Source organism: Streptomyces sp. NBC_00443 (genome assembly GCF_036014175.1).
GTDB lineage: Bacteria > Actinomycetota > Actinomycetes > Streptomycetales > Streptomycetaceae > Streptomyces.
On record NZ_CP107917.1, the window covers coordinates 3,570,883 to 3,583,196 of the forward strand.

Here is a 12,314-nt window from a genome sequence, read left to right on the forward strand (position 1 = left end):
GATGCGACGCGCTATTTCGACGCGCCACCGGCACCGGCCGACGAGGCCGGGGGCGGCTTGCCGGCCGACGAGTTGGCCTTGCTGTCCTTGCCGATCGCGATCCCGTTGCCCTGCACGTTGCCTCCGACGAAGGTCCCGCTGTTGTTGAACACGTTGGTGACCTTCTGCTCGAACTCGGCGACCTCGTACCCGGCGTTCCACAGCGCCTCGCCCACCCCGCTCGCGATCCGGTCCTGGACGGACTTGAGGTAGCGGGCGATGTCCATCTCCTGGAAGAGGGTCGCCCGGTCGTCCGCGCCCAGTTCCCGCACGGAGGCACCGGGCCCGTCGGGCAGCGTGTCCGCGTGGACGTCGGTGAGCTGCCGCCACGTCTGGGCGACCGCGCGGGCGAGGACCCGCAGGGCGTCTCCGGTCGCGGCCGGGATGCGCAGCAACGCGAAGAGGTAGCGGCCGAGGCCGCCGCGGTGCAGATGCTCGTGCGCCTTCCTGTCGGCGGTGGCGAACAGCGCGTTGACCGGCGGCAGTACGTGCGGGGCGACCTCGAGCATCAGCATGCCGCCCTGGGTGTGGACTCGGACGAAGACAGTGACGACGATCTCCTCGTCCCACCCGCCGACGCGCACCCGAAGGAAGTGCCGCCGCTGCTCGCCGCCTTCCTCCACCGCGTCCGTGCGGTGCATCAGATACGTGTCCTTGGTGTACGGGAAGGCCATCCGCCCCGGCAGCCCTTCCGCGGGCAGGAACACGCACTCGTCCACGACGAGTTCGCGCAGCCGGTCCAGCACGGCGTCGGCGGCCTGCGGGGAGGTGCGCGCCGAGGGCTCCCGCAACTGCTCCACCAGCGGCTTGATCTTCTCCAGCACCGTGGCGTTGTCGAGCGGCTCCGCGGGCGTGGGGTCGGTCTTCCTGAGCGCGTCGAGGGGGGAGTCCCCGTCGCCGGCCGTGCGGGGGCGCAGTTCGATCGACAGGGACCACGGTTCGAAGGGCAGTCCCGCGCCGCGGAACGGCTCGGCCTTCGCGTAGAGGATGAGCGGCGCGTGCTGCTCCTGGCGGATACGCCGGCTCAGTTCGCCGAACCTAGGTGCGGATGCCGACTCGGCCGGGTCGTCGGCGGCGTTCGGGAAACGCTGCTTGGACAGCTCGCCCGCGATCGTGCGCGCGAACTGGCCCCGCTGTCCCACGCTGAGCAGGGCCAGCAGCAGCGGCAGCGCGAGCAGGCATGCGGCGGTGAAGCGGTTGGGTTCCGCGAGGGCCGCGTTCAACGGGTCGAAGGGGGTGCCGAAATCGGCGCCGTCCGACGAGTCGAGGAAGCTGTCACCCGAACCACCGTAGGAGTCGGACGCGTACTCGTCCGGACCGGCGATGAGCAGCCGGAACAGGGTGACGTAGACGAAGAGCAGGGTGAGACGCCCGTACCAGCGCAGTACGAAGGCGAGGAGCCGCCGGAACATGGCGAACTGCGGGAACTTCCCGTCGATGTCACGGCTGCCGCCCAGCCGGCGGCCCAGCGCGATCAACAGGATCGGCCAGATCACCACGGTGATGTGGAACTTGGTGAGCGCCGCCACGACCACCCACAGGGCGATCATCCCTGCCGACCACGCCACTTCCTGGCGGCGGGAACGCAGGGCGTGGGCGAGGACGCGGGCCGCGTCGTAGCCGTAGGAGGGCGCGGCGAACCGCTCGCGGTGCACGTACAGTTCGTCGATCACCGCGTCCCGGTAACCGACGTGCAGATACGTCCCCGCACAGAGCAGCCGGCACGCCTCACTCCGCGCCGGGTCGACCGGACGGCGTGGCCCGGATCTCGGCTCTTGCCCCCGCTGGGGCGGGAGCTGCGGCTGAGTCATGGATCGTCCCCCGATTCAGGAACCAGTCATGGCAGGTTGCCCTGTCATGGCGCAGCCAACTCCCCCATCCCGCACAGGAGTTGGCCGCGTCAGGATCGACCAGCATAGGACACAGGTGTGACACGGGTCACCCGAAGCCGCGGTCTCCCTCCTTCCGCTCACGTTTCCTGCGCAGCGCCTGCACGGGCGTTCGACGACGATGCCGCTGCTTCTGCTGCTGCGAAGAACAAGGAGCGGACGCACCGATCCCCGGGCAGCCGTGCCGCCCGGGGATCGGTGTGAGTGTCGGCTCGCGCCTGTCAGATGAGGCCGAGGGAGCGGACCGCCTCGCGCTCCTCCTCGAGCTCCTTGACGGAGGCGTCGATGCGGGCGCGCGAGAACTCGTTGATGTCCAGGCCCTGGACGATCTCGTACGTGCCGTCCTTGGTGGTGACCGGGAAGGAGGAGATCAGGCCCTCCGGGACGCCGTACGAGCCGTCGGACGGGATGCCCATGGAGACCCAGTCACCGTCGGCGGTGCCGTTGACCCAGGTGTGGACGTGGTCGATGGCGGCGTTGGCGGCGGAGGCCGCGGAGGAGGCGCCGCGGGCCTCGATGATCGCCGCACCGCGCTTGGCGACGGTCGGGATGAAGTCGTCGGCCAGCCACTTCTCGTCGTTGACGACCTCGGCGGCGTTCTTGCCGGCGACCGTGGCGTGGAAGATGTCCGGGTACTGGGTCGCGGAGTGGTTGCCCCAGATCGTCAGGCGCTTGATGTCGGCGACCGTCGAGCCCGTCTTCTTCGCGAGCTGGGTCAGCGCGCGGTTGTGGTCGAGGCGGGTCATCGCGGTGAAGCGCTCGGCCGGTACGTCCGGGGCGGCGGCCTGCGCGATGAGCGCGTTGGTGTTGGCCGGGTTGCCGACGACCAAGACCTTGATGTCGTCCGCGGCGTGGGCGTTGATGGCCTGGCCCTGGGGCTTGAAGATGCCGCCGTTGGCCTCCAGGAGGTCACCGCGCTCCATGCCCTTGGTGCGGGGGCGGGCACCCACGAGCAGCGCGACATTGGCGCCGTCGAAGGCGACGTTCGGGTCGTCCGAGATGTCGATGCCCTGGAGGAGCGGGAACGCGCAGTCGTCGAGCTCCATGGCGGTGCCCTCGGCGGCCTTGAGCGCGGGGGTGATCTCAAGGAGGCGCAGCTTGACCGGCACGTCCGCGCCGAGCAGCTGGCCGGAGGCGATGCGGAAGAGCAGGGCGTAACCGATCTGGCCGGCCGCGCCGGTGACGGTGACGTTCACGGGAGTGCGGGTCATGGCGTTCTCCGTATGACAGCTGGCGGTGAGGGCATCCCTGCCCCGGGGTGCGGGACGTAGAGATGATCGATCTCTTGGCGTCGAGAGATCCACCGGTCAGGCTATCGCGCCTCCGGTATCTCGCACGGTCGGGTCGGTGTGGCCCGGCCCACAAAGCCACCACTGGGGCGAAAAGCGGCGGCCGCCCTGTCCGGGAGAGGGGGACGTGGGCGGCCGCCGGGTGGGGGTACCGGTTGCCGGACTCCCGTGGGGGTACGGTGCGCGTGCCCACTTCGCCGGCGGCCATTCCTGTCCGACCCGAAATCTTTTCGCCCCGGTCCTTTCGCCCCGGTCACCCCGATCCCTCGGCCGTTGCGAACGCCCGACGCCGGCCAGGCTGCGAGGGCCTGACCGGCGTCGAGATACCGCTCCGAGAGTCCTTCGGGTGCGCCGTTACTGCGTGCACCCCTCCTGACCGGCGGCCAGCGTCGCGCAGGCCGTGGCCTCGCCCGCGTCCTTCACGGCCACCATCGGCGTGTACGCGATGGTGTCGCCGACGGCGGTGATCGTGCCGGTCTCCTTCGTCTTGCCGACCGTCACCACCACCTCGTCCCCCTGCGCGGCCTGAGTGATACGGCCCCACGCGGCGCCGCACGTCTCGCTGTAGCGCACCTCGACCACGGCCGTGCCGACGGTCGCGGTCCTGGCGGTCGTCACGAGGTCACCACTGCACCCCATGCTCTCCGCGTCCTTGCCGGTGCAGGAGTCACCGCTGCACTTGACGCCGGCCGGCAGGTCGGGGTCGGTCGTCACGGACGGAGAAGGCGAGTTGGCGGCCTCGTCGCCCTTCTGGCCGCGGCCGGCGTCGGTGAAGAAGAACACCGCCGCGATCACGACCAGCACGCCGACGACCCCCGCGAGGAACATCGTCAGCCGCCGCTTGCCACCGCCACCCCCGGAGGACCCGCCTCCGGGACGGGGGCCCTGCGGGGGCTCGCCGTACGGCTGGGATGCGCCCTGCACCCAGCCCGACGCGGCGCCGGACGCCCCGGAGGCGGCGAACGCCCCGGACGTCGCGGATAGCCCGGACGCTCCCGACGGCACCGCCCCCGACGTACGGGCACCCGCCGGTCCCGGACCTCGATACCCCGCCAGTCCCCACGAGTTGCCCCCGGAGTCGGCCCCGCCCTCCAGGACGTCACCTCCGCCGGAGTCCCGCACCGGCGAGTCCCGTACCGGGGAATCGCGGACTGGGGAATCCCGGACCGAGTCCCGTACGGAGGAATCCCGCACCGGAGTATCGCGAAGCGCGGAGTCCCGCACCGCCGAGTCCCGTACCGCGGAGTCCCGTACCTCCGGCGCCGTCGGCTGTGCGGGCACGGGCGGCACCGTCGGTGCCACGCCCGCCGGACCCGCAATGCCGGGCGTCACCGTCGCGCTGCCGCTCTTGCGTGCCGTCCGGCCTGCCTTCGCGCCCCCCTTGGCGCTTGCCGGGGGCGCCCCGAACTCGCTCAGCGCCGCGCGGGCCTGGGAGATCCGGATGGCCTCCATGGTCATGTCGTGGCGCATCTCCGAACGGCTCCAGGCCCGTTCGGCGAGCTCCCACATCGTCGTCACGTGAACCGGATTCGTACCCGTGACCTCGGCAAGCGCCACGATCGCGCCCTTGGGCGCGAGCAGCCGCCCGTTCAGATACCGCTCCCAGGACGTCTTGCTGTATCCCGTGCGGTCGGCCAACGCCGCGATGCTCAGACCGCTGCGGTCCACAAGCCGGCGCAGCTGGCTCGCGAACTCCCTGACCTGCGGATCGAGTTCATCCGGCAAAGCCCTCCAACGAGGCATTGCTTCCCCCTCTTCCCCCCGGTTCGTGCTGGTGTTTCTCGCGTTCCCCCGCGCGTGGTGCCCTCTGCCGAGTCCCCGATGTGGCTACCCACAGGGATGCGCCCAGTAAGGATCTCAGTTCCCGGGGTGGGGGCGCACGGGAGCATTGGGACCGTGGGCGTGCACCGTTGCACGCCCGTCGAATGGCGTCCAGTGTTCCACCGGCGACCCTCCTCGGCCGACGCAACCCTGGTAGTAAGCCCTTGCCAACACGTGGGACGACCCCGGTGCGTCCCGGACGACCACGCTAGCCCGCCCGTTGAACGACTTCCTTGCAAATGCGCGAACTTGTCAACACATCGACACACAGAAAGCACATAAACGATCACGCCCGTCACGGGCGCTGTATTCGGGCAAGTCAGACGCGGCAGTCCCACCGGGCTCACCCCAGCGCAAGGGCCCCGATCAGCGCTGTCAGCACCAGCACCACGGCGAGCGCGACGGCGGCCATCAGCAACCGGCTCGACGACGGCTCCGGTTCCTTCGGCGGCGCGTCCCACCACGGCAGGGTGGGGTCGTCCTCGTAGTCCTCACGCACCTCGCGGGCCTCGTCCGCCTCACGCGGCCCGTGCATCCCGTGTGCCCGGGGCTCCGGCTTCGTCGGCATCACCGCAGGCTTCGGCCATGCCTGCACGGCCAGTTCCCACCGCACCCCGAAGCGCTCCGCCTCGTCCCTGCCAGTGCCCGCCACCCGGCACAGCGCGATGACCGCCTGCCGGGGCGGGGGCTGGGTGGCGTTGAGGTAGCGCTGCCAGGAGGACTTGCTGTACGCGGTGCGCGCGCCCAGCGCGACCAGGCTCAGGCCCGTGCGGTCCTTGAGCTGCCGCAACTGCTCCACGAAGTGCCGCACCTCCGGCGGCAGATCGTCGGGCAGCGGCTGCCACGCACCCATCGCTCACCTCCGAACCAGATCCGATCGGGTGACGACACCGGGCGGCGCATTGGTTCCCGATGTGCTGCGACGTAGCGGAACGGTCACTTCCGTGCCACAGCGCACTGACAGGCGTTGAACAGCACCTTCGACGTGCCCGAGGGTTGACGCAGACGGCGGCCCGTCCTTCCTCGGGGGAGAGGACGGGCCGCCGTCGCACGCAGTGGCTTTCGGGCCGGGAGGCCTCAGCTGTCCACCGTGAAATGCAGGGCGTCCTTCAGGAACGGCAGCTTCAGCCACGGGTCCGGCTGCGCCATCAACGCCAGCAGCACGATCACGAGGCCCAGCACGCCGTACGTCACCATGTCCGTGAAGCGGGAGCGTACGGCGAGCATGCCGACGCTCGGCAGGAGCCACCGCAGCACCGCGCCGACCAGCAGGGCGCTGCCGATCACCAGGGTGCCGACCCGGAACACGTCGAGCGCGGTGATCAGCAGACCCACCGCGACCATGCCCAGCACCAGCAGGACCGGCCACTGCCGGGCGGGCGCCGGGGCGTCACCGGCAGCGGCGCGGCCGCCGCCCTCGGGACGTGCCGTGTCCTTGGTGAACAGCGGGAAGCGGCGGGTGGTGCGCCGGGGCGTGCCCTCCGCGTCCGGTGCGCTCACCGGATCCCGGACCTCGATCTCCTCGACGTCCTCGGTTTCCTGCGTCTTGCCGACGCCGCCCTCAGCCGACACTGCGCTCCGCCGCCTCGACCACGTTGACCAGCAGCTGCGCCCGCGTCATCGGGCCCACACCACCGGGGTTGGGGGAGATCCAGCCGGCCACCTCGGCGACGCCGGGGTGGACGTCGCCCACGATCTTGCCCTCGGCGCTGCGCGAGACACCGACGTCGAGGACGGCGGCGCCGGGCTTCACGTCCTCGGGGCGGATCAGGTGGGCGGAGCCCGCGGCGGCGATGATGATGTCCGCGCGCTTCAGGTGTGCGGACAGGTCCCGCGTGCCGGTGTGGCACTGGGTCACCGTCGCGTTCTCGCTGCGCCGGGTCAGCAGCAGCGGCATCGGACGGCCGATGGTCACGCCGCGGCCGACGACCACGACCTCGGCGCCCTTGATCTCGACGCCGTAGCGGCGCAGGAGGGTGAGGACGCCGTTGGGGGTGCAGGGCAGCGGGGCCGGCTCATTGAGGACGAGGCGCCCGAGGTTCATCGGGTGGAGGCCGTCGGCGTCCTTGTCCGGGTCCATGAGCTCCAGGATCCGGTTCTCGTCGATGCCCTTGGGCAGCGGCAGCTGGACGATGTAGCCGGTGCAGGCCGGGTCCTCGTTCAGCTCGCGGACGACCGCCTCGATCTCCTCCTGCGTGGCCGTGGCAGGCAGCTCGCGCTGGATGGAGGCGATGCCGACCTGGGCGCAGTCGCGGTGCTTGCCGGCGACGTACTTCTGGCTGCCGGGGTCCTCCCCGACCAGGATCGTGCCGAGGCCGGGCGTGCTGCCCTTCTCCTTCAGCGCCGCCACGCGGGCGGTCAGATCGGACTTGATCGCGGCTGCGGTGGCCTTGCCATCGAGAATCTTGGCGGTCATGGCCCCCATCCTCCCGGATGACGCCCTCGGTGTTCCAATCGGATGCCCGGCCCGTGACGCACATCGCCCTTGCAAGATCCCGAAGATTGCATCTGCACAACAGGTTCCGCCTCAGACTGGACAAAATCGCACGGTACCTAGAACGATGAACGGCGCAGTTTCGCGGAACATGTTCGGGGGGCAAAACCGCTCAAATCGTGAAGTTCCTCCGCGCAATGCCGCATCGTCCCCGCATTCGCAACGGAGGAATCCGGCCATGAGTTTCGGCTCGCCCAACCCGCCTTACGGTCAGCCGCAGGACCCGAATCAGGGCTACGGGTACCCCCAGCAAGGACAGCAGCCCGGTTACCCCCAGCCGGGCCAGCCCCCCTACCCGCAGGGCGGGGCCGGTTACGGCTACCCGCAGTCGCCGCAGGGCGTGCCCCCGCAGGGCGGGGCCGGTTACGGCTATCCGCAGCAGCCGGGTTACCCCGGCGGTCCGGGCATGCCTCCCCGCGTGGCATCCATGGGCCGCCGCTTCGGTGCGCGGCTGATCGACGGGGTGGCGTTCACCGTCATCTACATCATCCTCGCCGCCGTCGGTGTCGCGGGCTCCTTCAACGCGGCCAACGACTGTGACCCCAACGCCGTCGACTACAGCACCTGCGTGAACGACGCCAGCTCCGACATCGTGGCCTCGATCGGTGCCGTGGTCGGTGTCTTCGCGGTGATCGGCCTGCTCTACGAGTGGCTGATGGTCGGCCTGGTGGGTGCCACCCTCGGCAAGATGGCCGTCGGCCTGCGGGTCGTGAAGGCCGACACCGGCCAGAAGCCCGGCCTGGGCTCCTCGTTCATCCGCTGGATCATCCCGATCGTCGGCAGCCTGGCCTGCGGCATCGGCCAGCTCCTCGTCTACCTGTCCCCGTTCTGGGACAAGTCGGGCCGCCAGCAGGGCTGGCACGACAAGGCCGCGAGCACCATGGTCGTACAGAACTGACCTCACCCGAGGTTTCGCCGGGCGGGACTCACTTCACGCCAAACACAGCCGATGGCCGTGTCTCACTCGTACGAGGGGGGCACGGCCTCGCTGCGTCGCCCTACTCTGACGTGGGTAGCCGTCAGGCACGGGGAGACGCACCTTGTACAGCATCATCGTGGTACCTCCGCCGACCACGGAGGACGAGACCGACCGCACCCAGCTCCGGCTGGCGCCCGGCGAGCGGCTCGGCTTCGGCCGTTCCGCCTCCGACAACGACCTCACGATCGCGCACGACGGGGTGTCCCGCAGAGCCGGTGAGATCACCGCGCAGGGCGCCTTCTGGATACTGAGCAACCTCAGCCGGGAGCAGACGTACGTCGTGGAGAACCCGGAGGGCGCGGGCGAGCACATCAAGGTGGGGCCGGGGCGTCTCGACGCGCCGATCCCCTTCGAGTTCTCGCGGATCGTGCTGCCGGCGGCCGGCGATCTGCTGCCGATCGAGGTGTGGGCGCCGCGCCACGACTACCTCAGCTCCGAGGGCGGCCTGGACGGCGCGACCACCGCTCCCGCGTTCTCGGTCGACCGCACCAAGCGCTACTTCGCGGTCCTGGCCGCCCTGTGCGAGCCCCGGCTGCGCGGCGAACCGCACGCCCCCCTGCCCACGGTCGACCAGGTCGTGGACCGGCTGCGCCCCAACTGGCCCGCCGCGTCCCGCACTTCCGTCCAGTGGAACATCGACTACCTCGCCGTGAAGCTGCGGCTCAAACCCGGCCCGGAGACCGCGGACACGGGTCCGCGGCTCAACGGCAAGAAGGAGTCGCTGGTCTCGCTGGCGCTCCGGTTCGACCTGGTGCGGGAGGACGATCTCGTCGTCCTGCACGAGTCGTCGCCGTCCGTTCCGTCGCTCTCGGCTTCGTCCGCGCCGGCGCCCGGCCGGGTGGCCCGGTGACCGAGCCGTATGCCGTGCCGGTGCCGAAGGGGTACCGGGTGGGCGGCTGGGAGGTGCGGGAGCCGATCGCCACGGGGGCGTTCGGGAGTGTGTACGAGGGCAGGCGCGTCGGAGACGACGAGGCCCTGCCGAAGACGGTCGCCCTGAAGTTCCTGCCCACCGGCACCGGCACCCCCCGCCAACTCACTCACCTGCGCGAACTCATCGAGCGCGAGGTCGAGTTGCACCGCCGGCTGAAGCAGCCACGGCTGATCCGGATGTACGACACCCTCACCGTCGACGACCCGGCCCGTCCAGCCCTCGACGGCGCCACGATCCTCGTACTGGAGAAGGCGCAGGGCTCCCTGTCCGCGCTGCTCTCGGCGGAGCCGCGTCCCGGCTCCGGTCCCGTCCTGCTCGCGCAGATCTGCGAGGGGCTGGCGCAGCTGCATCACGCGGGCTGGGTGCACGGGGACCTGAAGCCGGCCAACGTGCTGCTGATGAGGGACGGTTCGGCCCGGCTCGCCGACTTCAACATGGCGGCGGAGCTGGAGGGCACGCACGCGTACACGCCCGCCTTCTCGACGCCCGACTACACGCCGCCGGAGCTGCTCTGGTCGGAGATCGGCGAGCGGGGCCGCCGTATCCGGCCGTCGGCCGACGTCTGGGCGTTCGGTGTCCTGGCCCATCTGGTCCTCACCGGCTCCTTCCCGCTGCCCGGCGCCACCCCGTCGACCCGCCGCGACGCTGCCGCCGCCTACGCGCGCGGCACCGACGAACTGCGCCTGTCGCCCGAACTCCCGGACATCTGGCGGGAGATCGTGCGGGACTGTCTGACCCGTACACACGGCGACCGGATCGGCACCCAGGCGCTGCTGCGGCGGGTGGGCGCCGCGGCGGGCACGGGCAGCTCGCCGCGCCTGCCGCGGGCACTCCTGCCCCGCCGGCGCTCCCGCCGTACGACGATCCTGACCGCCGCGACCGCCGTGGTGGCGGTGGCAGCCCTCGGCTACGGCGTCAGCAACTGGGCGGACACCGGCGCCGACGGGGGTGGAAGCGGGGCCGGCGGGCCGGGGCGTGAGAGCACGAGGGTCACGGCCGCCACGTACGGCGCCTCCGAACTCCGTACCGACAAGGGCGTCCCGGTGGCCTACCGCCGCCTCATCGTCGACTCCGCCCACGACTGCGTCCGGCCCGAGGTCACCCCCGCGCTGATCGCAGCCCTGCTGAAGGCGGAGAGCAACTTCGACCCGGACCTCTCCGACCCGTCCGTGGGCAAGGAGGGCGAGTACGGCATCGCCCGCTGGACGCCGAGTCTGCTGCGCTGGTGGATCCGCGCGGACGGTGTCCCCGCGACGGAAACCCCCAAGCCTCCCCTCACGCCGGCCCAGTCCATCCCCGCCGTGGGCCGCTACCTCTGCTACATGGAGCCGCTTCTGAACCGGACCGGCCTGTCCGGCGACCGTCAGGTGCTGCTGGCCGCCGCCTACCGCACCTCGACCAAGGTCGTGAACAACGCGGGCGGCGTTCCCCCGAAGTACCGCGACTACGCCACCCGCGTCGCTCACTACCTCAAGGAGTACACGCCGCCCGCGAAGTAGGGACCCTGAGAGTTCTCAGGTACCGCTCGTGGCCGGTCGGCGCCATGGTGTTGCTGTCCACCAACGGGGGTGGCAATTCCGGAGGGACACCGACCATGAAGCGCATGCTCGCCTCGCTGGGCGCCGTTGCCGTACTGGCCACGGGCGCCGTGGCCCTGACGCCGGCGGGGGCTTCGGCGGCACCGAACGGCTGCTGGGGCAGCGGGCCGAACAACTCCCGCTACTGCCACAACTACCAGGGCGGCAACGTGCTGTTCAACGGCAACGTCGCGGGCTGGCTGAACGCGGGCGACAACTGGTTCGTCTGCCAGAAGAAGTTCCCGGGCCAGGAGAACCCGCCGGTCGGTGACGCCCGCAACGACTGGTGGCTGTGGACCCAGGCCGACACCAACGTCAGCAACGGCGGCTGGGGCTGGTTCCCCGCCAACAAGGTGTCCGGCGGCGTGAACTACGGGGCGATCCCGGGTCTGCGCACCTGCTGAGCGCCTGCTCAGCGCCTGCTGACGGCACGCGTAGCGGCCTCCGGCTCCCTCGGGGGAGGGCCGGAGGCCGCTACGCGTGCCCGTACTTCTCCGTTCTACGGCAGCGACCAGAACCTGAAGGCTGCTCGGTTATTGCAGTGAACTCATGTGCGGATCCAGGGAAGATGACCCTGCGTCACTTACCGGAGCACCGAAGCCCCGGGTCCCTGAGTCTGCAGGTCTGATCTGCAGGCCTGATCCTGCAAGGAAGGTTCACTCGTGAGACCGAGCCGTATCGCCCTGACCCTCGTGGCAACCGCCCTGACCCCGGCACTCCTGCTGGCCGCTCCGGCCTTCGCCTCCGAATCGGCCCCGCCGTCGTCCGTCACCGCGGCAGCCGCCTCCGACACGGACGGCTCGAACGTCGACGACATGTCCGACGACGACATCCGCGTAGCCATCATGCGCATCATCGCCGACCCCGCCACCGGCAAGGCCGTGTACGCCGCCGCGCAGAAGGCGATGGACGGCACCATCGAGGACCAGCGGTACTTCCTGAAGACGGGCCGCTGGACCGCCCAGGCCGAGGACGACCGCGTGGCCGTCGCCCGCATCCTCGGCACCGCCGACCCGAAGACCGACAAGGCGGTCATCAGGGAGGCCAACGAGGCCCTCGACGCCGGCACTCCGGAGGCCCTGCGCGCCTTCCTGGAGACCGGTTACCGCCTCGCCCGCGCCGAGGACGACCGCGTCCGCGTCGCCCGCATCCTGGCCGACCCGACCATCAGCGACGCCCTGCGCGCGGCGGCGGAAGACGCCATCGACGGTACGCCGGAGGAACTGCGGTACTTCCTTGAGGTCGGACAGTACGAAGTGGACGCCTAGGTCGAGTCCGCGAGGTCCCGCCTCGCG

Annotated in this window: 11 protein-coding genes; 5 read left to right on the forward strand and 6 right to left on the reverse strand. The window is 70.7% G+C overall.

The window, feature by feature from the left end:
- Positions 1-11 precede the first annotated feature (11 nt).
- The 6 genes from OHO27_RS15810 to OHO27_RS15835 all read right to left on the reverse strand — a co-directional run bounded on the left by OHO27_RS15810 (position 12) and on the right by OHO27_RS15835 (position 7,454).
- Positions 12-1,850 (reverse strand): hypothetical protein, encoded by a 1,839-nt coding sequence (locus OHO27_RS15810; RefSeq protein ID WP_328424397.1) that lies wholly within the window; start codon positions 1,848-1,850, stop codon positions 12-14.
- A gap of 299 nt (positions 1,851-2,149) precedes the next feature.
- Positions 2,150-3,139, reverse strand: coding sequence for a malate dehydrogenase (locus tag OHO27_RS15815; protein WP_328424399.1), 990 nt, complete (start codon positions 3,137-3,139; stop codon positions 2,150-2,152).
- Between the two features lie 432 nt (positions 3,140-3,571).
- Positions 3,572-4,942: an XRE family transcriptional regulator gene (locus OHO27_RS15820; protein ID WP_328424401.1), complete on the reverse strand. Its 1,371-nt coding sequence runs from the start codon at positions 4,940-4,942 to the stop codon at positions 3,572-3,574.
- Positions 4,943-5,381: 439 nt separating this feature from the next.
- Positions 5,382-5,891, reverse strand: coding sequence for a helix-turn-helix domain-containing protein (locus OHO27_RS15825; RefSeq protein ID WP_328424403.1), 510 nt, complete (start codon positions 5,889-5,891; stop codon positions 5,382-5,384).
- A 224-nt stretch (positions 5,892-6,115) separates the two neighbouring features.
- Positions 6,116-6,610 carry a DUF3017 domain-containing protein gene (locus OHO27_RS15830; RefSeq protein WP_328424405.1) on the reverse strand — a complete coding sequence of 165 codons (495 nt, stop codon included), beginning with the start codon at positions 6,608-6,610 and terminating at the stop codon, positions 6,116-6,118.
- The gene (locus OHO27_RS15835; protein ID WP_328424407.1) at positions 6,600-7,454 is read right to left on the reverse strand and encodes a bifunctional methylenetetrahydrofolate dehydrogenase/methenyltetrahydrofolate cyclohydrolase; all 855 of its coding nucleotides are present in this window, start codon (positions 7,452-7,454) and stop codon (positions 6,600-6,602) included. The genes OHO27_RS15830 and OHO27_RS15835 overlap by 11 nt, the downstream gene beginning before the upstream one ends.
- 256 nt (positions 7,455-7,710) lie before the next feature.
- On the opposite strand from OHO27_RS15835, the gene OHO27_RS15840 reads away from it, so the two are divergent.
- The 5 genes from OHO27_RS15840 to OHO27_RS15860 all read left to right on the forward strand — a co-directional run bounded on the left by OHO27_RS15840 (position 7,711) and on the right by OHO27_RS15860 (position 12,287).
- Complete coding sequence (locus tag OHO27_RS15840; protein WP_328424409.1) at positions 7,711-8,430, forward strand: RDD family protein; 720 nt, start codon at positions 7,711-7,713, stop codon at positions 8,428-8,430.
- 142 nt (positions 8,431-8,572) lie between these two features.
- Positions 8,573-9,361: an FHA domain-containing protein gene (locus tag OHO27_RS15845; protein ID WP_328424411.1), complete on the forward strand. Its 789-nt coding sequence runs from the start codon at positions 8,573-8,575 to the stop codon at positions 9,359-9,361.
- Positions 9,358-10,941, forward strand: a complete 1,584-nt coding sequence (locus OHO27_RS15850; protein ID WP_328424413.1) for a serine/threonine protein kinase — start codon at positions 9,358-9,360, stop codon at positions 10,939-10,941. The genes OHO27_RS15845 and OHO27_RS15850 overlap by 4 nt, the downstream gene beginning before the upstream one ends.
- 95 nt (positions 10,942-11,036) lie before the next feature.
- The gene (locus OHO27_RS15855; protein WP_328424415.1) at positions 11,037-11,423 is read left to right on the forward strand and encodes a hypothetical protein; all 387 of its coding nucleotides are present in this window, start codon (positions 11,037-11,039) and stop codon (positions 11,421-11,423) included.
- A gap of 258 nt (positions 11,424-11,681) precedes the next feature.
- Entirely contained in the window at positions 11,682-12,287 is a 606-nt protein-coding gene (locus OHO27_RS15860; RefSeq protein WP_328424417.1) for an ALF repeat-containing protein, read from the forward strand.
- Positions 12,288-12,314 lie beyond the last annotated feature (27 nt).

Excerpts from the sequence above, each read along its gene's own strand:
- OHO27_RS15810 (WP_328424397.1), bottom strand. The coding sequence starts at position 1,850 with ATGACTCAGCCGCAGCTCCCGCCCCAGCGGGGGCAAGAGCCGAGATCC.
- OHO27_RS15815 (WP_328424399.1), bottom strand. The coding sequence starts at position 3,139 with ATGACCCGCACTCCCGTGAACGTCACCGTCACCGGCGCGGCCGGCCAG.
- OHO27_RS15825 (WP_328424403.1), bottom strand. The coding sequence starts at position 5,891 with ATGGGTGCGTGGCAGCCGCTGCCCGACGATCTGCCGCCGGAGGTGCGG.
- OHO27_RS15835 (WP_328424407.1), bottom strand. The coding sequence starts at position 7,454 with ATGACCGCCAAGATTCTCGATGGCAAGGCCACCGCAGCCGCGATCAAG.
- OHO27_RS15840 (WP_328424409.1), top strand. The coding sequence starts at position 7,711 with ATGAGTTTCGGCTCGCCCAACCCGCCTTACGGTCAGCCGCAGGACCCG.
- OHO27_RS15855 (WP_328424415.1), top strand. The coding sequence starts at position 11,037 with ATGAAGCGCATGCTCGCCTCGCTGGGCGCCGTTGCCGTACTGGCCACG.